This is a genomic window from Pseudomonas panipatensis (genome assembly GCF_900099785.1).
GTDB classification, from domain to species: Bacteria; Pseudomonadota; Gammaproteobacteria; order Pseudomonadales; family Pseudomonadaceae; genus Pseudomonas; species Pseudomonas panipatensis.
In genome coordinates, this window is sequence record NZ_FNDS01000005.1 from 272,626 (window position 1) to 294,178 (window position 21,553).

Annotated in this window: 27 protein-coding genes; 18 read left to right on the forward strand and 9 right to left on the reverse strand. The window is 61.8% G+C overall.

The features are described from left to right. Positions 1–26: 26 nt before the first annotated feature. Positions 27–1,661, forward strand: coding sequence for a mechanosensitive ion channel family protein (locus BLQ74_RS13835; RefSeq protein WP_090263168.1), 1,635 nt, complete (start codon positions 27–29; stop codon positions 1,659–1,661). 7 nt (positions 1,662–1,668) lie between these two features. Here BLQ74_RS13835 and BLQ74_RS13840 read toward each other — a convergent pair whose 3' ends face one another. Then, positions 1,669–2,097: a nuclear transport factor 2 family protein gene (locus BLQ74_RS13840; RefSeq protein WP_090263169.1), complete on the reverse strand. Its 429-nt coding sequence runs from the start codon at positions 2,095–2,097 to the stop codon at positions 1,669–1,671. A 214-nt stretch (positions 2,098–2,311) separates the two neighbouring features. Here BLQ74_RS13840 and BLQ74_RS13845 point away from each other — a divergent pair, with 214 nt between their 5' ends. Beyond that, positions 2,312–4,966: a cation-translocating P-type ATPase gene (locus BLQ74_RS13845; RefSeq protein WP_090263170.1), complete on the forward strand. Its 2,655-nt coding sequence runs from the start codon at positions 2,312–2,314 to the stop codon at positions 4,964–4,966. A 161-nt stretch (positions 4,967–5,127) separates the two neighbouring features. On the opposite strand, the gene BLQ74_RS27025 is transcribed toward BLQ74_RS13845, so the two are convergent. The 5 genes from BLQ74_RS27025 to BLQ74_RS13870 form a co-directional block, all read right to left on the reverse strand. Then, the gene (locus BLQ74_RS27025; protein ID WP_139199062.1) at positions 5,128–6,141 is read right to left on the reverse strand and encodes an Abi family protein; all 1,014 of its coding nucleotides are present in this window, start codon (positions 6,139–6,141) and stop codon (positions 5,128–5,130) included. Between the two features lie 191 nt (positions 6,142–6,332). After that, positions 6,333–7,532 (reverse strand): Arm DNA-binding domain-containing protein, encoded by a 1,200-nt coding sequence (locus tag BLQ74_RS13855; protein WP_090263172.1) that lies wholly within the window; start codon positions 7,530–7,532, stop codon positions 6,333–6,335. A gap of 158 nt (positions 7,533–7,690) precedes the next feature. Continuing rightward, positions 7,691–7,948 (reverse strand): hypothetical protein, encoded by a 258-nt coding sequence (locus tag BLQ74_RS13860; RefSeq protein ID WP_090263173.1) that lies wholly within the window; start codon positions 7,946–7,948, stop codon positions 7,691–7,693. Positions 7,949–7,958: 10 nt separating this feature from the next. Further along, positions 7,959–8,156, reverse strand: coding sequence for a carbon storage regulator CsrA (gene csrA / locus BLQ74_RS13865; protein WP_090263174.1), 198 nt, complete (start codon positions 8,154–8,156; stop codon positions 7,959–7,961). 244 nt (positions 8,157–8,400) lie between these two features. Then, the gene (locus BLQ74_RS13870) at positions 8,401–8,709 is read right to left on the reverse strand and encodes a response regulator transcription factor (RefSeq protein WP_090263175.1); all 309 of its coding nucleotides are present in this window, start codon (positions 8,707–8,709) and stop codon (positions 8,401–8,403) included. Positions 8,710–8,873: 164 nt separating this feature from the next. Here BLQ74_RS13870 and BLQ74_RS13875 point away from each other — a divergent pair, with 164 nt between their 5' ends. The 4 genes from BLQ74_RS13875 (at position 8,874) to BLQ74_RS27035 (ending at position 10,971) form a co-directional block, all read left to right on the forward strand. Then, entirely contained in the window at positions 8,874–9,215 is a 342-nt protein-coding gene (locus BLQ74_RS13875) for a DUF1654 domain-containing protein (RefSeq protein ID WP_090263176.1), read from the forward strand. An 89-nt stretch (positions 9,216–9,304) separates the two neighbouring features. Continuing rightward, entirely contained in the window at positions 9,305–9,679 is a 375-nt protein-coding gene (locus BLQ74_RS13880) for a helix-turn-helix transcriptional regulator (RefSeq protein ID WP_090263177.1), read from the forward strand. Between the two features lie 7 nt (positions 9,680–9,686). Beyond that, positions 9,687–10,232 carry an ImmA/IrrE family metallo-endopeptidase gene (locus BLQ74_RS13885; protein WP_212633139.1) on the forward strand — a complete coding sequence of 182 codons (546 nt, stop codon included), beginning with the start codon at positions 9,687–9,689 and terminating at the stop codon, positions 10,230–10,232. Between the two features lie 382 nt (positions 10,233–10,614). After that, positions 10,615–10,971, forward strand: a complete 357-nt coding sequence (locus tag BLQ74_RS27035; protein WP_139199064.1) for a hypothetical protein — start codon at positions 10,615–10,617, stop codon at positions 10,969–10,971. Between the two features lie 40 nt (positions 10,972–11,011). Here the strand turns inward: BLQ74_RS27035 and BLQ74_RS13890 are convergent, their stop codons facing one another. The 3 genes from BLQ74_RS13890 to BLQ74_RS13900 all read right to left on the reverse strand — a co-directional run bounded on the left by BLQ74_RS13890 (position 11,012) and on the right by BLQ74_RS13900 (position 12,779). Further along, positions 11,012–11,299: a DUF4236 domain-containing protein gene (locus tag BLQ74_RS13890; RefSeq protein ID WP_090263345.1), complete on the reverse strand. Its 288-nt coding sequence runs from the start codon at positions 11,297–11,299 to the stop codon at positions 11,012–11,014. 15 nt (positions 11,300–11,314) lie between these two features. Then, entirely contained in the window at positions 11,315–11,812 is a 498-nt protein-coding gene (gene yecR / locus BLQ74_RS13895) for a YecR family lipoprotein (RefSeq protein WP_090263179.1), read from the reverse strand. 112 nt (positions 11,813–11,924) lie between these two features. Continuing rightward, positions 11,925–12,779 carry a S24 family peptidase gene (locus BLQ74_RS13900; RefSeq protein ID WP_090263180.1) on the reverse strand — a complete coding sequence of 285 codons (855 nt, stop codon included), beginning with the start codon at positions 12,777–12,779 and terminating at the stop codon, positions 11,925–11,927. 96 nt (positions 12,780–12,875) lie between these two features. On the opposite strand from BLQ74_RS13900, the gene BLQ74_RS28030 reads away from it, so the two are divergent. The 12 genes from BLQ74_RS28030 to BLQ74_RS13960 all read left to right on the forward strand — a co-directional run bounded on the left by BLQ74_RS28030 (position 12,876) and on the right by BLQ74_RS13960 (position 21,531). Further along, entirely contained in the window at positions 12,876–13,193 is a 318-nt protein-coding gene (locus BLQ74_RS28030; protein ID WP_090263181.1) for a Cro/CI family transcriptional regulator, read from the forward strand. Then, a complete protein-coding gene (locus BLQ74_RS13910; RefSeq protein ID WP_090263182.1) occupies positions 13,190–13,699 on the forward strand; it encodes a KilA-N domain-containing protein in 510 nt (169 codons plus the stop codon). The genes BLQ74_RS28030 and BLQ74_RS13910 overlap by 4 nt, the downstream gene beginning before the upstream one ends. A gap of 615 nt (positions 13,700–14,314) precedes the next feature. Continuing rightward, positions 14,315–14,623, forward strand: coding sequence for a hypothetical protein (locus BLQ74_RS13915; RefSeq protein ID WP_090263183.1), 309 nt, complete (start codon positions 14,315–14,317; stop codon positions 14,621–14,623). Then, positions 14,620–15,405: a hypothetical protein gene (locus tag BLQ74_RS13920; protein ID WP_090263184.1), complete on the forward strand. Its 786-nt coding sequence runs from the start codon at positions 14,620–14,622 to the stop codon at positions 15,403–15,405. Before BLQ74_RS13915 ends, BLQ74_RS13920 begins: the two co-directional genes overlap by 4 nt. Beyond that, positions 15,402–16,172: a Rha family transcriptional regulator gene (locus tag BLQ74_RS13925; RefSeq protein ID WP_244507192.1), complete on the forward strand. Its 771-nt coding sequence runs from the start codon at positions 15,402–15,404 to the stop codon at positions 16,170–16,172. The genes BLQ74_RS13920 and BLQ74_RS13925 overlap by 4 nt, the downstream gene beginning before the upstream one ends. After that, the gene (locus BLQ74_RS13930) at positions 16,169–16,480 is read left to right on the forward strand and encodes a hypothetical protein (RefSeq protein WP_090263185.1); all 312 of its coding nucleotides are present in this window, start codon (positions 16,169–16,171) and stop codon (positions 16,478–16,480) included. Before BLQ74_RS13925 ends, BLQ74_RS13930 begins: the two co-directional genes overlap by 4 nt. Continuing rightward, a complete protein-coding gene (locus BLQ74_RS13935; RefSeq protein ID WP_090263186.1) occupies positions 16,477–16,710 on the forward strand; it encodes a hypothetical protein in 234 nt (77 codons plus the stop codon). Before BLQ74_RS13930 ends, BLQ74_RS13935 begins: the two co-directional genes overlap by 4 nt. Next, on the forward strand, positions 16,710–17,654 hold the full coding sequence (locus tag BLQ74_RS27550; protein WP_212633140.1) for a hypothetical protein: 945 nt from the start codon (positions 16,710–16,712) through the stop codon (positions 17,652–17,654). Before BLQ74_RS13935 ends, BLQ74_RS27550 begins: the two co-directional genes overlap by 1 nt. Beyond that, positions 17,635–18,477 (forward strand): ATP-binding protein, encoded by an 843-nt coding sequence (locus tag BLQ74_RS13945; protein ID WP_090263187.1) that lies wholly within the window; start codon positions 17,635–17,637, stop codon positions 18,475–18,477. Before BLQ74_RS27550 ends, BLQ74_RS13945 begins: the two co-directional genes overlap by 20 nt. Beyond that, positions 18,474–19,865, forward strand: a complete 1,392-nt coding sequence (locus tag BLQ74_RS13950; protein ID WP_090263188.1) for a replicative DNA helicase — start codon at positions 18,474–18,476, stop codon at positions 19,863–19,865. The genes BLQ74_RS13945 and BLQ74_RS13950 overlap by 4 nt, the downstream gene beginning before the upstream one ends. Beyond that, a complete protein-coding gene (locus BLQ74_RS13955) occupies positions 19,862–20,233 on the forward strand; it encodes a hypothetical protein (RefSeq protein ID WP_170842804.1) in 372 nt (123 codons plus the stop codon). The genes BLQ74_RS13950 and BLQ74_RS13955 overlap by 4 nt, the downstream gene beginning before the upstream one ends. After that, positions 20,230–21,531 carry a tyrosine-type recombinase/integrase gene (locus tag BLQ74_RS13960; RefSeq protein ID WP_090263189.1) on the forward strand — a complete coding sequence of 434 codons (1,302 nt, stop codon included), beginning with the start codon at positions 20,230–20,232 and terminating at the stop codon, positions 21,529–21,531. Before BLQ74_RS13955 ends, BLQ74_RS13960 begins: the two co-directional genes overlap by 4 nt. Positions 21,532–21,553: the final 22 nt, after the last annotated feature.

Genomic DNA, 21,553 nt, shown 5'->3' on the forward strand with positions numbered 1-21,553 from the left:
GGCGTAACCGTATCGGGGCGAGGAATATGCGCAGCAGGATGTGTGTCTGGTTGGCCGTCTGTCTGGGCCTCTGCTGGTCGGCGCTGCTGAGCGCGGCCCCGCTGGCGATGGCGGCGGAGAGTGGCAGTGTCGTCGAGGTCGGGCCGGAGTCCGCCGAACTGATGATCGCCAACCGGAGCATCGCGGTGTTTCGCGCCACCCTCCTGGGCGAGACGCCGGCCGCGCGGGTCAAGGCGGCGCGCGCGGCGATCATCGAGGCCCTGGACGAAAACCAGGACTTGAAGGTTTCCCTCGATTCCGTCGAGACCAGCTACATGGTGCTGCTGGCCGATCGGCGCGCCTTCATCATCACCCCCAAGGACCTGGCGCCGGAGGATGGCTTCGTCGGCCTGGCCGCCGAGCGCGCGGCGGAGCGCTTGCGCCTGGCGCTTACCGAGGCCCAGCAGGCGCGCAGCCTGCGCTTCCTGCTGCTGGCGGCGGCACTCTCGGCACTGGCCACGGCGATCTACGCGGTGCTCCTGCGCGCGGCCTACTGGACGCGCGGCCGACTGCTGACGCTGCTGCCGAAGCTCATGCTGCGCCACGCCGGCACGCTGAAGATCGGCCAGACGCCGATGTTCGATACCAGCTTCCTGTACCACTCGGTGCGCCGCTTGCTGGGGCTCATCTACTGGTTGCTGGTGCTGCTGTTCAGTTACGAATGGCTGAGCTTCGTGCTCTCGCGCTTCCCCTATACGCGACCCTGGGGAGAGGGCCTTAACACCTACCTGCTGACGCTGGTGCGCTACCTGGCCGATGGCATCATCGGCGCGATCCCCGGCCTGGCGGTGGCCCTGGCGATCTTCCTCATCGCCCATACCGTCAGCCGTTTCAGCCAGCGCCTGCTGGAGCGCCTGTCGCGTCCGGGAACCATCAGTTGGCTCAACGATGAGACCCTGCAGCCCACCACGCGGCTGACCTCCCTGGCTATCTGGCTGTTCGCCGTGGCCATGGCCTATCCCTATCTGCCGGGTTCGGGGACCGATGCCTTCAAGGGCCTGTCGGTCCTGCTCGGCCTGATGATTTCGCTGGGCGCCTCCAGTGTCGTCGGCCAGGCCGCGGCGGGGCTGATCCTCACCTACACCCGCACGCTGCGCCCCGGTGAATTCGTGCGCATCGGCGAGCACGAGGGCACGGTGACCGAGATGGGCATGTTCACCACGCGCATCCGCACCGGGTTGGGCGAGGTGCTGACCATCCCCAATGCGATGATCACCGGCAGCGTGACCAAGAACTACTCGCGCACCGTCCAGGGCGCCGGCTACATCGTCGATACCACGGTCACCATTGGCTACGACACGCCCTGGCGGCAGGTCGAAGCCATGCTGCTGGAGGCGGCCCTGCGCACGCCGGGCGTCCTGCCCCGGCCCGTGCCGCAGGTATTCCAGGTCGCGCTTTCGGACTTCTACCCGGAATATCGCCTGGTGGCCCAGGCCAGCCCCAGCGAGCCGCTGTCGCGCGCGCAACTGCTGAGCATGCTGCACGCCAACATCCAGGACGTGTTCAACGAATACGGCGTACAGATCATGTCGCCGCACTACCTGGGCGATCCGCAGCAGGAAAAGTGCGTTCCCAAGGCGCGCTGGTACGCAGCGCCGGCGCAGCCGCCGAAGGAACCCTGAGGCGCCCTCAGCCCTTGAGTGCCGCCAGGTAGGGAGCCAGGCGCCGACCCATCTCCTCACCCAGTGCCTGCAAGCCGCTCATGGGGCGGATCATGACCTCGAACTCGACGATCTTGCCGCGCTCGTCGAAGCGGATCAGGTCGATGCCCTTGAGCTGCCGCTCGCCGACCCGCGCGCTGAACTCCAGCACCACGCTGAGGCCATCGGCGCTGGCCAGCTCGCGGTGGTAGGCGAAGTCCTCGAAGACCTTGCTCACGGTGTTGAGGATCAGCGACACCACCGGCGCGCCCGGATAAGGCGTGTGGGCCATCGGTGAGCGGAATACCGCCTGGGCGTCGAGCAGTTCGGGCAGCGTGCTCAGGTCGCCCTCGGCGATCAACTGGTGCCAGCGTTGCAGGCTGGCGGCGGCGTTAGGGTGCAGCGTCAGTGCGGTCATGCTCCGCTCCTCGGGTGGCGTGGCGATCAGCGACACCATAGAGCCCCACCCGCGCGTGGCTCAATGATCGAAAGTGACTGAACACTGATCGCCGTGCGCAGCGGGCGCGCCGCCACGGCGATGCGCCGGGTCGCTGGTGCCCTTGGACGTGGATGCACTTAACTGTAGGTCGTAGGACATCGAGAACCCTCCAACCCGGCGGACCGACCGAGGCATGAAAATCCACCAGCTCGACCCTGCTGCCGCGCTCGCCAGCCTGCAAGTCACCGACGCGGGGCTGACCAGCGGCGAAGCCGTGCGCCGGCAGCAGGAGTTTGGCCGCAATCATCTGCCGCGCCTGAAGCGCACGCCGCTCTGGCTGAAGTTCCTCCGCGAGTTCACCCACTTCTTCGCCCTGATTCTCTGGGTGGCGGCGGCGCAGGCCTTCTTCGCCGCCTGGCGAGAGCCCGGCGAGGGCATGGCGACCCTGGGCACGGCCATCCTGCTGGTGATCCTGATCAACGGCCTGTTCTCCTTCTGGCAGGAGTACCGCGCGGAAACCGCCATCAACGCCCTGCAGCGCCTCCTGCCACACAGCGTGAAAGCCCTGCGCGACGGGCATACCCAGGTGCTCGATGCCAGCGAGCTGGTCCCCGGCGACATCATCTTCATCCAGGAGGGCGACCAGATACCGGCGGACTGCCGGCTGCTCGAAGGCTTCGGCATGCAGGTGAACAACGCCGCGCTCACCGGCGAATCCGTGCCGGCCTCGCGCAGCGCTGAGGCCGACCTGCACTGCGCGCTGAACCAGGCGCGCAATATCCTCTTCGCCGGCACCAGCCTGGTGACGGGCAATGGCCGCGCGCTGGTCTTCGCCACCGGCGAACACAGCGCCGTCGGCGTCATCGCCCAACTGACCCAGGCCAGCGGCGGGCAAGCGTCGCCGCTGCAACTGGAAATCCGTCGGCTCAGCCACCTGGTCGCCTGGCTGGCCTGCGCGCTGGGCGGCGTGTTCTTCCTGATCGGTAGCTGGATCGGCCTGCCGCTTTACGCCAACTTGATGTTCTCCATCGGCGTCATCGTGGCCAACGTCCCCGAGGGCCTGCTGCCCACCGTCACCCTGTCGCTGGCGATCGCCTCGCAGCGCATGGCCCGGCGCAATGCCCTGGTGCGCCACCTGACGGCGGTGGAAACCCTCGGCTCGACCAGCGTCATCTGTACCGACAAGACCGGCACCCTGACCCAGAACCGCATGTCGGTGCGCGCGCTGTACCTGGACGGCGCACTCATCGAGCCGACGCAACTGCCCGGCGATCACCTGCTGCGCGAGATTCTCGGCCGCTGCCACGACCTCAAGCGCGGGCGTGAGGCTTGGCTCGGCGATCCGATGGAAGTCGCCCTGGTCGGCCTGGCCGAGGGCAACGGCCCCTTGAGCGAGAGCCGGCGTCTGCAGGAGCAGCCGTTCGACACGCAGCGCAAGCGCATGGCGGTGCTGCAGGACACCGCGCAGGGCCCCAGGGTCTACGTCAAGGGCGCCCTGGAAAGCGTGTTGCCGCTGTGCCGCCAGCAGTGGAGCGGCGGCGCCGCGCAGGCGCTCGATGACGCCGCTCGCCAGGCCATCCTGGCCGCCCACGACGCCCTGGCCGAGCGCGGCTTGCGCATCCTTGCGCTGGCCTGGCGTCCGGCACGGGGCGACGAGAGCAGCGACAGCCTCGACCGCAACCTGCGCTTCGCCGGCCTGGTCGGGCTGGAAGACCCGCCGCGCGCGGAGGTCCCGGAAGCCATCCGCCAGTGCCGCAGCGCCGGCATCCGCGTGATCATGGTCACCGGCGACCATGCGCGTACCGCCTGCGCCATCGGCCGGGAAATCGGCCTGCTGAGCGCGGCGCCGCCGACGGTGATCAGCGGCGAGCAACTGGGGCATCTCAGCGACATCCAACTGCAACTGGCCCTCGACCAGCCGGACATCGTTTTCGCCCGCGTGGCCGCGGAGCAGAAGATGCGCATCGTCAGGGTGCTGCAAAGCAAGAAGCAGGTGGTCGCGGTGACCGGCGACGGGGTGAACGATGCGCCGGCGCTGAAACAGGCGAACATCGGCATCGCCATGGGCCTCAGCGGCACCGATGCGGCGCGCGAATCGGCCGACCTGATCCTGCTCGACGACAACTTCGCCAGCATCGTCGCCGCGGTCGAGGAAGGCCGCGCGGTCTTCGCCAACCTGCGCAAATTCCTCACCTACATCCTCACCTCGAACATTCCCGAACTGGTGCCCTACCTGGCCTTCGTGCTGCTGCGCATCCCGCTGCCGCTGACGGTCATCCAGATGCTGGCCGTGGACCTGGGGACGAACATCTTCCCGGCACTGGCCCTGGGCGCCGAGAAACCCGGCGCCGACATCATGCAGCAGGCGCCGCGGCAGCATGACGAACGCCTGCTGAACAGCGCCCTGATCGTCCGCGCCTACTGTTTCCTCGGCCTGCTGGAAGCCGCCGCCGCCCTCACCGCGTTCTTCTTCGTCCTCGCCCAGGGGCACTGGCAGTACGGCACCGCCCTGGCCAGCAACGACCCGCTGTACCTGAGCGCGACCTCGGCCTGCTTCGCCTCCATCGTGGTCACCCAGGTGGTCAACGTCTTCCTCTGCCGCCACCCCCGCCGCCCCTCCTTCGGCGCCGGCTTCACCAGCAACCCCATGCTGTTCTGCGCCATCGGCGTGGAACTGAGCCTGCTGGCCTTCGTGCTCTACACCCCCTGGGGCAACCTACTCTTCGCCACCCACCCCTTGCCCGCCTCGGTATGGCCCGTGGCGATTGCCTGCGCACTGGCCATGCTGCTGCTCGAAGAAACGCGCAAAGGATTGGTACGCCGCTGGGACGCGGCCGGGACGGTGTAGTGGGGCAGGGGGTTTGCGCGGAGAAAAGAAAAAGCCCCTGAAATTCGCTAGGAAAATCAGGGGCTTATCTTTTACGTTTGGTGGAGCCGGGGGGATTTGAACCCGCAGCGGAACCAGTAACGACGCGCCATTCGGCGCCGAAGCTGGCATAAAGCTGCCATTTAGTACCGTCTGTGAGCTTTCGCTATTACGCCTACAGGTTCGGAGCGCTGGTCTAATACCAAGGCCAGCCTGATGTTTTTCTTAAAGACCTGCCCCAAGCTTATAAGTGAGTCATCTTCAGAAAGATTGGTGAAGCACCCTGCCGCGCCGGTGTGAGCAATCGCTGAAGCTAAAGTGTGCTCTGTTAAGTCAATCATCCCTCCGTGAAGGTTATCCGCAATAAATTGGGCGACAAAGTCCCAATCAATGATTGCCTTCGGTGCGCCGTTATCATCCTCAGCGAGTAGGAAGCTCTTTGTCCTTAAATGCTGCATTGCCTCTTCAAGACTTACTCTGTCCTTGACGCGTGCGAAGCTATTGTCGCACCGGTCTTTCACTGCAGGGCCCGTGCCACCATTTATGTTTGGGTATGTGCGGAGTATTTGCGGTACTGTGGAGTGGCATTTAAGCCAGTCGGCAGCATCGTGAGACCTATAGCTAACTACGTCCAGTATAGTTTGATGCTCTTGGCTGCAATTGAGCGAAAGGATCTGCTCGTGGTGAGCGATACGGTTGCGGACCCAGTTCATTCGTGAAATAACAGGATGGAATGAGGCGCGCGTAAGAGTAGGGTTGTTGGGGAAAAGCTTTCGCATCCTCGTTTGCCAGATGCTTCGGTCATATTCTGGTCTGAACAAATTTGACCAAAAGTCAAAGCTTATTCTGGATATCAATGTGTCCTTGCTTGCTGCTGGGAAACGACTAACTACGCTTTGGAGTGAGTTGTGGCTTTCCGGATTTAGGAGCCCAAGGAAAGAGCCGTCTATATGCCAGTCGATGGTGAACTCAGAGCTAAAAACATCATCGATCGCATTTCTGATAACTATCTCTAGTATGTGCAGTGGAAATAGAAATGACTTCGCTAGCCTAGCGTTGTAGAGGTAGAGTTGGAAAGCGTGGCTTCTGTTGTGTCCAGAGCGCTGGAAATATACCCAAAATCTCTTTGGGGATAGCTCCGCCTCAAGAGAACTCATAGATTGATTTGTGTAGGAGAAAGGCGCTTGACACTCTGCCATGCTTGTGTAGAATCCGTCGTCACTAGCAGCTGAATATGCCCCTCTGACGCAAGTCAAGCGCTACAGCACTAGACATACAGAGCCCCGGGACTAGCGAAAGCTTCTCCCGGGGTTTCGCTTTTAGGGGGGGAAGATCAGACGATCTTACCTTAGTGGGACGGTGTGAGGCGATCTTTGCGGACTTGTTCATCTGAGGTCGCGGTGCTCGTCGGCGTCCAGATCGCTTCCGCCTTTGATCCTGCCAAAGAGTCGGCAGTTGGCATCCACCTTCCGTAGACTCGAGCGATCATCGTCCAATCGCTATGCCCCATCTGCTGAGCCACCCACATTGGATGCTCGCCAGCCGATAGCATCATCGAAGCATAGGTGTGCCTCGTCTGGTACGGGCGGCGATAACGCACTCCAGCCTTCTTCAGCGCGTACACCCAGAGCGTCTTCCTGATCGGGCCGTCACCGGCCCAGCGCTCTCCCGTCCTCGGGTTCTGGAATACTTCGAGGTTCGCCAGGTAGGTGAACGTCTTCTGCACCTTCAGTGCTTCCATGGCAGGGCCAAGCAGCTTGATGCTCCTTCGGCCTGAGGTCGTCTTGGTAACCTCTGCTTTGCCCTTGGCTGCCTGGGTGATTGCCCGAGTGACGTGCACCTCGCCGCGAAGCCAGTCGATATCTCCCCACTCGAGGCCGACGAGCTCGCTGGTCCGCATCCCTGTCCATAGCGCGAACTGCACCAGGTTCCGGCCCTGGCCCTCAAGAGCGCCAAGGATCGCCTGCTGCTCCTCCGGCGAGAACGGGTCGACGTCGTCGTCCTTCACCTCGCCCTTCCTTGCATAGGTCCACCCTGCGAGTGGGTTGCTTTCGATCAACTCCTCCTCCATCGCATCGCTGAGCGCAGAGCGGAGGCAGCTCTGGATGTTGCTGAGCGTCTTGTTGCTGATCTGCAGGGTGTCCAGCCAATCCTTCACGGCTTTCCGCTTCAGATCGACCACCATGACGGGGCCAAGGGCGGGTACAAGGCGCAGCTCGACGATTTTCCTATAACCGTCGAATGTGCTGCTGGAAACGTGCTTGCGCTTCGACTCGAGCCATCGCCCGAGGAAGCCGGCAACCGTTTCCCGGGAGGCCTCCGGCGCGAACTTTGCCGCGCGCGGAGAGCCAGGGAATGTCACCGAGTAGTCGAATGTGCCGTTGGCGATGGCGTGCTCGATTGCGGCCTTGTGCTGTTCCGCCCGCTTCAGGTTAGTGGCGGTGGGCTTGAGCGCGATCCGTTCCCGACAACGGACGCCGCGGTACATGAACGTGATTTCAATACTGGAGTCCGAGACCGCCCTGACTCCCCGCCCATCTCTACCCATGATTCGTACCCCTCAACGTCGATCAATGTTCGCCCGTCCGGCGCCTTGATCCAGATTTCTCCGAGCAGCCACACTCCGTCGCGGATTTTCGACCTGATGGCATCCTCGGTGTAGCCAGACTCCATGGCGAACTTCCTGACTGTCATGTAGCGCATCTGTTACCCCTGGTCGTGGCGCGCCACGTTTTTCCGTTGTGCGTTTTCGTGGCGCACCTCGGAGCACTCCACCACCTTGATGCGCAGGTCCATGCCGCAGGCGCCGGCCAGGCGCACCAGGTCGTTGATGGTGCTGCGCTCGTTCTGCAGGGCGGTGCCCAGGTCCATCAAACGCGCGCCGAGGGTGTAGAACGGGCTGGGGTTAGCCGGCTGCGGCGCGCTCGGGTTCGCGCTGGCCGGCACGTGTGCGGTCAAGGTCATAGGATGAACCTCAGAGTGCGGGCTGAGCTGCCGGCTTCTGGTGCTGCTCGGCCTGGATGCGTTGGTAGATCTCCTCGCGGTGCACTTCGACGTCGGCCGGGGCCTTCACGCCGATGCGCACCTGGTTGCCCTTGACGCCCAGCACGACGACCTCGATGTCGTCGCCGATCTTCAGCTTCTCGCCGGGCTTTCTCGTCAAAATCAGCATGTGAATCTCCTTTTTCAGGCAAGCCGAGGACTTGCCGCGATTGATGGCTTTCGCAAAACTCGGTTGGTTTCCACTGCGCAACCGACTCAAACGAAGCGGCTGTACACTGGATTTCCAGCCCTTGCCCTTCCATGCCCAGCCGCGCCGAACCAGGCCTTACCACGCCAAGCCCCGCCATGCCGAAGGGATGGACAGTGATGCTTTCGCACCGGACAGCACCCGCGCACAGGTGCTCGCCGCTGCGTCAGGCGACGAGCACGCCGTGGTGTTCGGTCTCGTCCTGGTGGTTGGGACCGGCGGGGAAGGGGCTGCCGGTAGCGACGATCAGGCCGCGGCGGAAGGCTTCAGCGACCAACTGCGCGCGGCGGATAACGCCGAGCTTGGTAGTCAGGGATAGGAGGCGCTTGTCGACGCTGGCCGGTGCCACACCAAGCTTGCGAGCTATTTCCTTGCTACTCATGCCAGCAGCTACCGCCAACAGGCACTCCAGTTCGCGCGGAGCTGCGCCGCGCCCAAGATGGCCTACAAGTCCGTGTGCATTGATGGTTTCCATGGTTCCTCTCCGATCCGGGTTAGATGCCCGTGAGAGAAATATAAGCCTATGACTAACTTCGTGTAAATAGGCAATGCCTAATTATTTCGCAACCATCTGCAGGTTGAAAATTAATATCATGGGGAATACTGTATTTTTATACAGTAAAAGCAAGGAGTGCCTACATGGCTAAGCAGAAGAGAGGGGCCGCTGACCAGGATCGCGCGGGGATGACCGGAGTAGACCGGCTGCGCCTGAGAATGTCGGCGATGATCAACAGCCCGAAGGCACAGAGCCTGTGCCAGGCGACGATCTGGCGAGTCGATGGCGACTCAAATCAGGCTTGGAACCAGGTGATGGGGGAGCTTGGTGAGACGGATGGCCTGGCGATGACTAGGAATGAGGACGGGACGGTGACGCTGAAGTGGGAGGCGGCGATCGAGGAGGGAAGCAATGCCAGTTCCGGCGACGAGGCTTACGTCGACGAGATGGTGGTGCAGCGAATCGAGGAACAGGCGCCTTTCTGAGGCGCCAGATTTCGCATGCTTGCGGAATTAACTAATTGTGTTAATCTGGATTTGAGTAAGCGAAATCGCGTTTGCTCTGGAGGTCAAAAATGCTTACGGCACTCGGTAAACTCTTACGAAAGGCACGGATCGACAGGAATCTCCTGCTCAAGGACATGGCCTTGGGGTTGGAGGTTAGCCCGGCATACCTCTCTACCGTTGAAACCGGTAAGAAGACGTTCAGCGACGACTTCGTTAAGAAAGTCGCGAAGTTCTTAGGCTACGCCCCAGGCTCGGAGGAATTTTTCGAGCTTGAGGATGCAGCTGCTCTTAGTCGTGGTCAGGTGCAGATAGGGGTCGCAGGCGTGTCGAGCAAACACAAAGAGGTGGCATTGGCTTTCTCCAGGCAGTTCGAGGAGATGCAGCCATCGGAGTTGGACAAGCTTCTCGCAGTACTGAATGAGTCGCAGAAGATGAAGAGGTAAGCAGCATATGAGCGGACCACGCTGTGAAGTGCCACCTCAGTCGCTGGATACCATTATCCAACTGACTGAGGCTATCCGGAGAGATATGCGGATCAGTAGTGACCGCTTTCCCATAATGGATTTTCTTGAGCTGGCAATGCCCAGGATTTTTCCTGGGTTCGCACTTGAGGTGGGGACCCGGGAGGAGATGGGGCAAAATCACGGATTGACGATTCCCAGCGAAAACGTCATTCGATTGCGTGAGGATGTCTATGATGGCGCCTGCCGTGGCGTGGGACGCGACCGATTTACTGCTGCACACGAGTTAGGTCACTACATCATGCACCGCGATGTGCCGATTGTGTTTCATCGCGCAGAGCACGGCAGGCTGGCCCCGTTTCGCGATAGCGAATGGCAGGCAAATAGCTTTTCCGGCGCACTTCTGATGCCTGAGAAAGCGATGAGAACCTGCCAATCTCTTGATGAGATTGTGGGGCGATTCGGTGTGAGCAGGTCTGCAGCAGAGGTTCAGAACAAGCAATTGTTCCGAAGGGGAATGAGAATTTTGAACTGATTGGAGTTGGCGCTCCAATCAGTTCGGTGAGCTTTGGGGAAGGGGCTCGCCCTTGCAACGGGTAGCTGCGAACGAAAGGTTAGTCATTTCCTAGCAGATTTCGCAAGAAAAAATTTCCTTCCGCTAAGGAGGTGACTATGCGTGACGCCAAACAAGCCGGCCCCTAAAGGGTATCGCTGGGTGTGCTGCCGCTATCGTCGGGTGAAGAATTCCGATCGCGTGCTGGACGCTCATGACTACGGCCACGAAGCCTGGTGCTTCCTGGTACGAGCCTAAGCGCTGATGTGCAGGTGGCCCATCGACTAACGATGGGCTACCTCTCTACCGAGTGCGGCGACGGATAACTCCTGCCGTAATCCTTCTGCTTATCGCGAGACACCTTATGGATATCAATCTCACAGAAATTGAGCGAAGCATCCGTTTCTATGGGCCGCCAGGCTTGCTGATGCTTGCCGGCGGCGTTGGCTCTCTTTTGATCGACCCGTCGGGCGCTTCATTAAACCCTATTGATCAGATTTTCATGCCGCTCAAGCAAGGCCTATCCATGCTGGCAGCTACGGCGATGGTTGCCGGCGCGGTGTGGGGCTTATGGCGAGTTGGGGTCGAATACCGTTGGTCCCGCGGTCTTCTTGATGGTGGGTGTGAAAGGTGCGATGGCCCTGTAAGACACAAAGAAGGGCGCTGGGGGCCATACAGCAAATGCCTGATGTGCGGATCAACTAGTAAGGGTTGGCACTGACGACAGAAACGAAAAGCCCCTCATATTCACGGGGCTTTGATCATGAGCGCAGCACGAGCCATGCCACAGCCGTGACGGCAATCAAGATTACGATTGGCCATCCGCCGAAGCCGAGGCCCGTGCCTTCGGCCTGTTTGTTGCTGGCATTCGGGTATAGCTTCGAGGCAGATAGTCCAGTACCGGGTATTCCCGCTGTCACGCGAGTACCTTTCTTGCTCAGATTAGTTGTCAGTCCCTTTCTGCCAATCGATGTGCTCATGCCGCTCTTGCTGACGTTCACGCGGACTCCCGGTGCGACCTTGAAGCTCTTCCTGAATCTGATCGCCATGATGGCGCCCTCCATTCACTGCCCCATGATCTGCCGGTAGCGGCGCTGGTACTCGTCGTAGGACAGGCCGGTCTCGGCGTTCAGCTTGTCGAGCTGCTGCTGTTTCCATTGGTCACGAGAGAGGGCGCCCGCCGTAGCTGCCACGGCTTGAGCAGGGAGAGGAGTAAATGATGCGACTGATGCTCTATCGCTGCCGTTTCCGATGCACTGATACTGAAGAACAACCTGTCCAGCGATGCATGTGCCGTAACCATTGAATTGGTTGCAATGCTGCGTCTTGCCGCCGAACGCTTCAGCATCCTGGTAGCCCCAGACTTGGCATTTGGATTTGGCAATGCTTTTGGCTTGGTCCATGTTAACGACTGGCTGCTCAAATTGAGCGAAGTCGTAGGCCATATTGACCGTGCCGTCAGCACGGCTTCCGCCCATGGCGTAGAAGTCTTTCTTGGTTGCGCAGCCGGTAATGGCTATCGATGCAGCCAGAGCCAGCATTGCGAAACGAATGGTACGCATGAGACCTCCTTGTCAGGTTATACGTTTAGCGTTTCTTGCATTTCAGAGCAGCAGCACTTTGGCTCCTGTCTACAAATCCCCACCCCGCCAGATGACCTGGCCGATGATCCGGCTACAGCCTCTTGAAATTCCAGACGCCCAGCACCTTCGCCTGGAAGTGCATGTCCTCCATCCGGGCCTTCTGCGGCTCGAATGCCTTGTTGTCGGACACTAGCTGGAAGTGCTCGGCGTCCAGCAACTGGACCCGCTTCACGAATAGGTGCCCCAACCATGTGAAAACGTAAACGCCCTCATCGACAAATTCTGTGACGCCTATGTCGACGATAAGCGGTGACTTGTCATCGATTGTGCCGAGCATGCTCTGGCCCCAGCCGGTGATGATCTTCAGGTTGGTCGCCGCGGTGTACTTGATGCCCAGGTCGTCGAGTTGGACTTTGTCGACCACCAGATTCTTGACGAACTCCCGGTAGTCGGCCGGCACCTGACCGCCACCCATGGCGGCGCGCACGTCGTACTGCGCGATCGAGATGGTTTCGCCCTTCACCACGGTGGAGCGGGAGAAGTCGGCGGTCACGACGTTCCCCGAGCGCACCTGTGCCTCACCTTTAGGCTCTTCAATGGCCTCGGCAATTCTCCGACGCGCATCTGCGGACAGATTCTTCCCGTGTTTCTCAAGCATCCTGAGCACCAGGTCGCCGGATGTTTCTGGCTGAGCATCCATGTCGGGATAGGATAGGAAGAAGAGATCGTTATCACCCTGACCGAGACCCCAGTGCTCAGGTCCAACAACGTCAGAGAAGAAGCGGATCACATCGATTAGCTTCGACTTGTCGATCCTTCCGGTTGTTACCCAGCCTTGAACCGAGGGTGCGGCAACCCGGAAAGCCTCTGCTAGGGCTTTCTTGGTGATGCCTTTCTTTATGCGGGCGGCCTCAATGGCGTTGCCCAGATCCGTTCCAGTAAGCATTGCCTAATATGCCCTCGGCTCCAGGTGATTAGGCAATGGCTTGCCATGCATTAGCCAATGCCTTATTTTGTCGTGAGTTTTCACCGGAGAAACCTCATGACCCCTTCAGCGGCCGCATGCAAGGCGGCGGAACTGCTCGGCAGTAAGGCCGAGCTAGCGCGGCGCCTTTCCGTGAAAAAGCCTACGGTCAGCCAGTGGTGCTCCGGTATTCGACCGGTTCCTGCTGCAAGAGCTCTTGAAATTGAGCGCCTCACCGGCAGCGCTGTGAGTCGGCTAGATCTCTGCCCCTCCTTTCCCTGGCCGGGCCTCGGCAAAAGCTCTGCCGACCGTGAAGAAATCGTAGCTGCCGGCTACGCATCCGAGCAGTCCAGCAACCCTGCTGGTCAGGCATCCAGTGCCGAGGTGGCGCCGTGAACAACATCATCCCGCTCCGGTACCAGGACAAGCCGGTGAGCTTCAACAGCGAAGGCTGGCTCAATGCCACTGAGGTGGCGAAGCGCTTCGGCAAAAAGCCCATCAAGTGGCTGGAGCTTCCGAGCACGAAGAGCTACATGGCCGCCCTCGAAAGGCACCTCTGCTATGAGGTCCGAAAATCGGACTTCAAACTTGTTGAGACAGTGCGCGGGCGCAGTGCGGTTACCTGGATCCATCCGAAGCTCGCTGTCGCCTTTGCTCGTTGGCTCGACGACGACTTCGCCGTCTGGTGTGACCTGCGCATTGATGACCTGCTGCGTAGCGGCGAAACCGCTATGGGCCGATTCAACAGGGCATGCAAGGCCTTCGACGACGGTGCAGCTGTTGCGAGCATTCATGGCCGCGGGCTTGTTGCCTGGAAACAGGAAAAGCCCCTGCTGCAGCTCGTCGTGAATCGCGAGAGAAACCTTCTTCAGATGACCTTCGAGCCGGAGTGGTCAGCATGAGCGCTGAACTCCGAGCGTCACTTTTGTCTCCTGATGCCGCCACCTGGCTCGGTAGTTTTTCCGCGCATGCGCGGATTTTGCCGGCTGCAGTCGTGGGTTGCTTTCGAGCTTCGCATGCCGATCGGCGATCCAGAGCGTGGCGCCCTAATCATCGCAGTCAGGCAATTGGCGCAACTCTGCTTCCAGCAGCTCGACGCGCCCCAGATTCTTTAACCCCGATTAAAAGCCCGCGTACTGCGCGGAAAGCGAATATGGGGCGCTGCGCATTGTTGGCTTTCGAAAAATACTTCCAGGGCCAGCAAGAAAACAACGGATTCAAGGCCCCCCAGCTGAGCAATAGAGAGAAGGGGGAGCCGAATCTGATTCGGCGACTTGGGATTGTTCACCAGTGGTGCAGGGTTTCTGTGCCAACGACCTATTTGCCGGCTCTGGGGGCCTAACACTTTGAACACTCGCAACATCCGGGCAATAGCCCATCAACCACAGCCGCCCTAATCCAGGGCTGCATTCTCCAAATGCCGGGCACAAAAAAGCCCGGCGGCAACCGGGCTTTCTTTCCTGACCTACTCGTTGGCGCGAGTGGCAGGAACCTCTTTGTCTCAAGGAGACATCAACATGCAAGTTGAAAATACCTCAGCACCAGCTGATACGCAAGAGCAAAGACCTGCGCTGGATATTGCGCAAGACCTTCTGGAGTGCCTGGAGGCAGAGATTCTCCAGATCAGTGAGATACGTTCAATTCTGATCGCTGTCTGGAAAGACCCGGAGGCGACGGAGAACATCAAGAACCTTACTGGCGCCGGGATCAGTGCTTCGCACTTCGTGAGTAAAGGGCTAGGCGCGCTCGCATTTGCGTTCAAGGAAGAACTCGCCGCCCTGAATCCGGCGGATGAGGATTCGGATGCGATAGGGGGTGCCGCATGACCTTCAAGCGCTTTGTTCGCGTCACTGTTGACCAGTATCAGCGCTTTGCCGGCCTGGCGCGTGAAAAGCGCGCGTGCCTGGAACTGGTGGCCTCTAGCGAGATCGGCGGAAACTTCGGCGTCTTCGATTGCATGGTCGACGACGTGTTTCTCGATGCCGCTAGCTCCAACCCGCAAATGGCTGAGCGCATCGTCATCAAGCTGGCCATGGATATCGATGTCGATCTCTTCCGCTCTTGCGCGCGACCTGAGATCGATTGGTCCGCCTTGACCGATCACGAGATCCACCTGTTCGTTCTGCAGCACGAGCTAGGCCACCGCGTCGATAACTTCTGCACCTGGGATATGCCTGCCGAGGTTGACGGCGAGGTCCGCGCGAAGTGCAACCGCTACCTTGGCTGGGCCAACGAGATCCTGGCCGATCGCTATGCCTGGAGCATGGTTCGACCTGGCGAGCCGATGCCAGTCGGTGAGCATGGTGTGAAGAACGCCGAGCTGATCGCCGAGACACTGGAATACCTCAACCTCCATATCCCTCGGCGCCCCTTCAAACCGACTCCCATCGATGCCGGCCGTTATAGCTGCGTCCCAGTCCGAATGCTCTCCAGCGATGTCTTGGCAGCCTACGTCGGGCCTGATGTGCATCCATCGAAGATCGCCAGGGCGAAGGAGTATGTGCAGACCAGCCGCGAACGCCGTGGCCTTCAACTCCCCGCTCCCCTCTTCGAGGCTGGTCCCGGCGACATCATCCTCACCAATCTTCCGGAGAGGGCTGCAGCGTGAACGACCTGACCACCACCGGCGGCCAGGCCGCCACCATGTCCTCGCGCGAGATCGCGGATCTTGTCGAGGCCCGCCACAACGATGTGGTCGCGACCATTGAGCGGCTATTCGACAAGGGGCTTTTACGATCAAGTCGTAAAACTCGCCGGGAGTCTACCGGCGGCCGCCCGATCGATGTGTATGACTTGATCGAGAGGGACACGCACCTGATCGTCGCAGGCTACAGCGACGAGCACCGTGCCCGCGTCATTGATCGCTGGCAACAGCTTGAGGCTGAGCGCTCTGCAGGAACGTTCCTGGTGCCGCGCACCCGCGCCGAAGCCCTGCGCCTGGCCGCCGATCTGGAAGAGCAGAACGCCGCCTTGCAGCTGGAGAACCAGCACCAGGCTGTGACCATCGCCAGCCTTGAATCGCTGTTCATGGCCGGCGAGACGCCCACTCAGTTCTGCAAGCGCCTGAACGGCGTGAACTGCGCTCGGGTGAACAGCACCCTTCTCGAACTTGGCTGGCTCTACGACGAGCAGCGGGAAGAGCAGGGCTCGCCCCGCTACCGGGTGGCAAGCCGCGTCCGCGACAAGTACCTGACCGAGCGCCCACGGAAGATCGCACCAGAGGGTAGCGAGTCCTTCATCAAGTACGACCTGCAGCTGCTACTGGCCGGCGCCCAGCGCCTGCACCAGCTCTACATGCAGCAGAAGCTGGCCATGAAAACCACTTGGGATGGCCGCTTCACGCAGGCCAAGTACACCGTGGAGACCATCCAATGACCAAGAAGCTCTCGCTCCTTCCCCTCATCGACAGCGTGGCAACGGCCGCCGTGGCTTGGCAGAAGGCGGAGACCCGCCGCAACAGCCTGCGCAATGAGCTGAACACCATGTACCGGATCTATTTCGACGCCAATGGACGGCCGGCGGGTGACCCTCTGCGCCGAATTGATCCTGATGATCCGGCGTTCGCCGGGGTGATTGAATTCACCGCCATGGCCTACGGCCGCTTCAAGGATGCCCAGGCCGAGGCCACCAAGCTTAAGCGCAAGATGCGCTCGGCGATCGTGGCACTGGAGCGTGCCCGATGAGCGCCCGTCAATCGCAGCCCGGCCGGATCACCACCGGTCCCAACGGCCGCCCGGTGATCGCCGGACCCTGGCCTTCCTACCGTCAGTTCCGCGACCTGCCGGAGCGTGAGCGCTGGGTTTTGTACTCCCACGCGAAGTCCTGCCGCGCCGCGCTCGAGGACCAGGGCTTCGAGATGGCCGAGTCCTACGACGCCTTCGTGCGGCGCGTCACCGAGGAGCTGAACATCTGATGGCCCGTGCCCGAAACATCAAGCCCTCGTTCTTCAAGAACGAGGACCTAGCTGACCTGCACCCATTCGACCGCCTGCTGTTCATCGGTCTGTGGTGCTTGGCCGACCGGGAGGGGCGACTGGAGGACCGGCCGCGCCGGATCAAGATCGAGCTGTTTCCTGGGGACAGCTACGACGTAGAGATCGGCCTGGCTAACCTGCTGGGGAAGGGATTCATTGAGCGATACGAGGTCGCCAGCTTATCGGTGATCTCGCTGCCGAACTTCGTTCGTCACCAGTCTCCGCACAGCACCGAGAAGGACAGCGAGCTACCCGACTGCAACGGTTACCTCACGGTGAATGAGCGCATCCGGGGAAAGGTCGTTCCAGGTAAACAACGGTTCGTGCATGCGGAAACAGGATTCAGCCTTGAGTCAAATAACGGTGACGTAACTGTTAAAGCATCAGAGCAGCATGCGTCGGCAACGGTTGATGCATCCACCCATAACGCCCTGATTCCTGATTCTCTGAATCCTGATTACCTGAATCCTGAAGAAGAGCAAGAGCCCCCCTTACCCCCAGAGGGGGATGCCGCTGACGCGGCAGGTGATCAGGGCGGGCCAGCACCGAAGCCTAAGCGCCAGAAGCGTGACTCGACGTTCGATCCCCTGACTGCCAAGCCGGGCAACGTGAGCGCCGACACCTGGGCGAAGTGGGTGCAGCACCGGAGGGAGATCCGCAAGCCGCTGACGCCGACCTCGTGCAGCCAGCAGGCGGCGCAGTTGGCCACGCATCCCAATCCCGATTCGGTGATCGCGGCAAGCATTGCCAGCGGTTGGCAGGGGCTGTTCCCCGACAGGGTGGCCCGTTCGACGAACACCAGGCCCTCGAACTTCACCAATCTCCCCAAGCACACCCCAGACCAGTACCAGGAGGAGTCCGATCATGACGGCCCGAACTTCTAACTTCGTCCGCGCTCCCGAGCGCACCCTGGGGCCGGACAACGGCGCCGAGTGCTCGCAGCACGGCCGCTACACCGAGGCCAGTGTGGAGCAGTTCGATGGCAGTAAGCTCGCCACAGGCTGCCCTGCCTGCCACTTCGCCGGCCTGCGCACGGCCCCGGAAGGCAGCGAGCAACACCAGCAGGCCCTGCAGGTCCAGCAGCAGCGCAAGCTGAATGCCTTGCTGATCGGCTCCGGCATCACCCCGCGGTTTCGCAATGCCACGCTGCAGAGCTACGAGACCGGAGTCGACATGCAGATGGCCAGGGTGCTGGTCCGTTGCCGTGACTTCGCCGAGAAGTTCCCGGAGCACTACCAAGCAGGCCGCTCGCTGCTGCTGGTGGGCAATGTCGGTACCGGGAAGACGCACCTGGGCAGCGCCATCGTCCAACATGTGATCCGCGAGCACGGCGCCCAGGCGGTTATCGTCAGTGCCGCGCAGGTCATCCGTGTGGCCAAGGGCGCCATGGCCAGGAATGCCCAATACACCGAGCGCGATATCCTCGCCGAGCTGGTGAGCTTCGATCTGTTGGTGATCGACGAGGTCGGCGCCCAGGGTGGAACCGAGTACGAGCGTGGCCTGTTGCATGAGGTGATCGACCAGCGCTACCAGCAGGTGCTGCCCACCGTGCTCATCTCCAACCTACCCGCCGATACCGATCCGGCCCGTGCAGGGGAGCTGACCCTGCAGGACTTCATCGGCGAACGTGCGCTGGATCGCCTGCGCCAGGGCGGACGGGCTATCCGCTTCACCTGGGGATCGGCCCGTAGCGGGGTGACCGCATGAGCCGGCAACTTCACAGCATCGAGGCAGAGCATGGCGTGCTCGGCGCCATCCTGCGCGCTGCCGCGCAGCAGGATGCGGCCCTAGTCGATCAGATCGTCGAAGGCATTACCCCGGCGGACTTCTACTTCGACGACAACGCCGTGCTGTTCCAGGTGATTGCGGATCTCCACGCCGAGGGCGTTCCCGTTGATCCGGTGACGGTGGCCCAGGTTCGGCCGACACTGCCGAGCGAGGGACGCACGCTGGCCTATGCCGGCGAGATCGCCATGAACGTCCCATCGACGGCGAACTGGCGCACCTATTCGCGGCACCTGCGCGAGCGGGCCGTGCTGCGCCGGCTGATCGACGCCGCACGAACCGTAGAGGACCTGGCTACCGAGGACCGGCCGCTGGCCGAGATCATCGCCAGGGCGCAGGAGGCGATGGCTGAACTGCGCGACCTCGACGATGACGCGCCTGCCTATCGGCGCTTGGACGAGGTGGTGCTGAAGGTCGCCGACCAGATTGACGACGGCCTGAACGACCGCCTGCCGAAGTTCCAAGACACCGGCCTGGCCGATCTCGACAAGCTGATGCGTGGCATCCGCCCGAAGAAGGTCATCGTGATCGCCGGCCTGCCTGGCAGCGGTAAGACTACCCTGGCCCTGCAGATTGCCCAGCACAACGCGGTGATGCGCGGAAAGCCCTGGCTCGTGTTCTCCCTGGAGATGCCCGAGGAGGAGCTGGGCATTCGCGCGATCGCTTCGCTTGGCGGAATCGACCTCAAGCGCCTGGAATCGCCCAAGGACATGGACGAGGAGGACTGGCAACGCCTAAACGCCGCCGCCACCCAGTCCAAGGGCGCGCCCCTGTTCATCTGCGACGACCCCGCTGTCACGCCCTCGCGCATGCGCTCGATTGCCCGGCGCGCCAAGCGTGAGCACGGCCTGTCCGGCATCGTCGTGGATTACCTGAGCCTGGTTCCGCCCGAGGCCAAGGGCCGCACGCGCTCGGAGGAGGTGGGGAACGTGAGCAAGGCCCTGCTGCGCCTGGCCAAGGAGTTGGATGTTCCTGTGATCGAACTCTCCCAGCTCAACCGGGAATCGACCAAGCGCACCGGCAAGGCCAAGCGGCCCCAGGCCAGCGACTTGCGCGACTCGGGCGAGATCGAGGCCGACGCCAGTTGCATCCTCATCGTCCACCGCGACATGGACACCGAGGAAGGGCAGAACGGCATCACCGAGATCCTAATGCCCAAGAACCGCAATGCGCAGCCGGGTATGTGTCACGTCCAGCAGCAGGGGCAGTACGGCCGATTCGTCAACCTGTTCGGCTACCGCGAGCCATCCCAGGAGGAAGTGGAGATGGGGCGTAGCTTCGCCAGCCAGTACCGGGGGAATGCAGCATGATTCGTGAGAAAAACCAGCCGCTGGTCATGCCGGCGACCATTACCGAGTGCGAACTGCTCATGGAGCAGCTGAGCGCCGACTGTAACCGTGTGCGCGACCAGATCGAGGCCTCTAAGGCCAGGCAGAAGCAAACCGGTAAGTACGCCGATGCACAATGGTTCCAGCGTGCAAGCTCTGCACTGCGATGGCTAAGTCGGGATCGCCAGCGCCTACAGAATCACATGGCGCAGCTACGGCGCGGGGAATCTCAAGCAGTGGCTCAGCGGCGCGACAGCCTGCTGATCGCCGCTCTGCGCGAGCAGGTCAGTCCCGAAGTATTTCAGGCCTGCGTAGATCTGGCCCGCCAGCAGGATGGGGGCGGGGTATGACTTCCAAGACCCTGCACGTCCGCCTGAGCGACGCAGAGATTCGCCGCCAGGCCGTGGGCCAGGTGGTGACGCTGCGTGATCCTCGGCACCCGGCGCTGCGCTTCCGATTTCACCAGAACCGCTCCAGGGGCTCCTGGCACGTCGTTGTGCGTGGGGTATGGGGCAAGGCCGGGAATTATCCCGATCTCTCCGCCAGCGCGATGCTGGAGGCCTTGCCGGTCATCCTCAAGCGGCGGGCCGAGGATCATGTGGCGCGGTCCACCGTCTCAAGCTGGGCCACTGTCGGTGATCTGCTGGCCTGGTTCCTTGACCGGATGCAGCGCGATCGCAACCTGTCGACCAAGCGTAAAGCCTCGGCGCGCTCGGCGATTCAGCGCCACCTGCTGCCGCGCTTGCGCGACCTGGCCTTGGCTGACGTCGCCCGCACCGAGCTTGATCGCCGGCTGATCTGGCCCCTGCAGGAGCGCTACGCCGTGGCCTTCGTGCGGCAGGTCTATGGCGTGCTGGCAGTGGCCTTCCGTCGTGCGCTGGAGCTGGAGATGATCGCCAGCAACCCCATGGCCGGCATGACCTTCACCACGTTCGTGAAGGCGAAGATTCGGCCCAAGCCGGCGCGCCTGCGCGGGGCTCAGGTGGATGACCTGCTGGTGGCGTTGATCGAGCGGTACCAGGTGGCGCCGCCGGAAGGCCTGCTGGCCCTGCTCATGCTCTGCCACGGCACCCGCCTGGGCGAAACCCGGGTGGCAAAGTGGGGGAATCTCACATTGGCCGGCGAGGCGCCGGAATGGTACCTGCCGCCGGCCGACACCAAGACGCGCCGCGAGCACCGCTTGCCGCTGACCCCGCAAGCCATCGCCCTGCTGCTTCGCTACCGGGACTGGCAGCGCCGCCAGGGCTATTCGGGCGCGTTCCTGTTCCCGGGCCAGGGTAATCGGCCGATCAGCGCGACCCAGGCCACGACGATCTTCAACAGCCTGGGCCAGGGCGAATGGAGCAGCCACGACCTGCGCAAGCTGGCCCGTACCTGCTGGACCGACCTGGGGGTCGACTACCTGATCGGCGAGCTGCTGGTGAACCACGCCCTGCGCGATCTCGACGCGACCTACATCCACACCACCGCCAGCGAGGGCAAACGCCTGGCCCTGGCGAAGTGGCACGACTGGCTCGATGACCACGGGTTCGACCTTGTCCATGGCTGGATCAAGCCGAGACCGGATAACGAGCCGAACCCGTGCCCACCGTCTGAATCTGCGGCCTGCGCCGCTAACCAAGTTCCAACGCAGTGGAGGAACCAATGACCAAAGTTACTTCGCTTTTTCC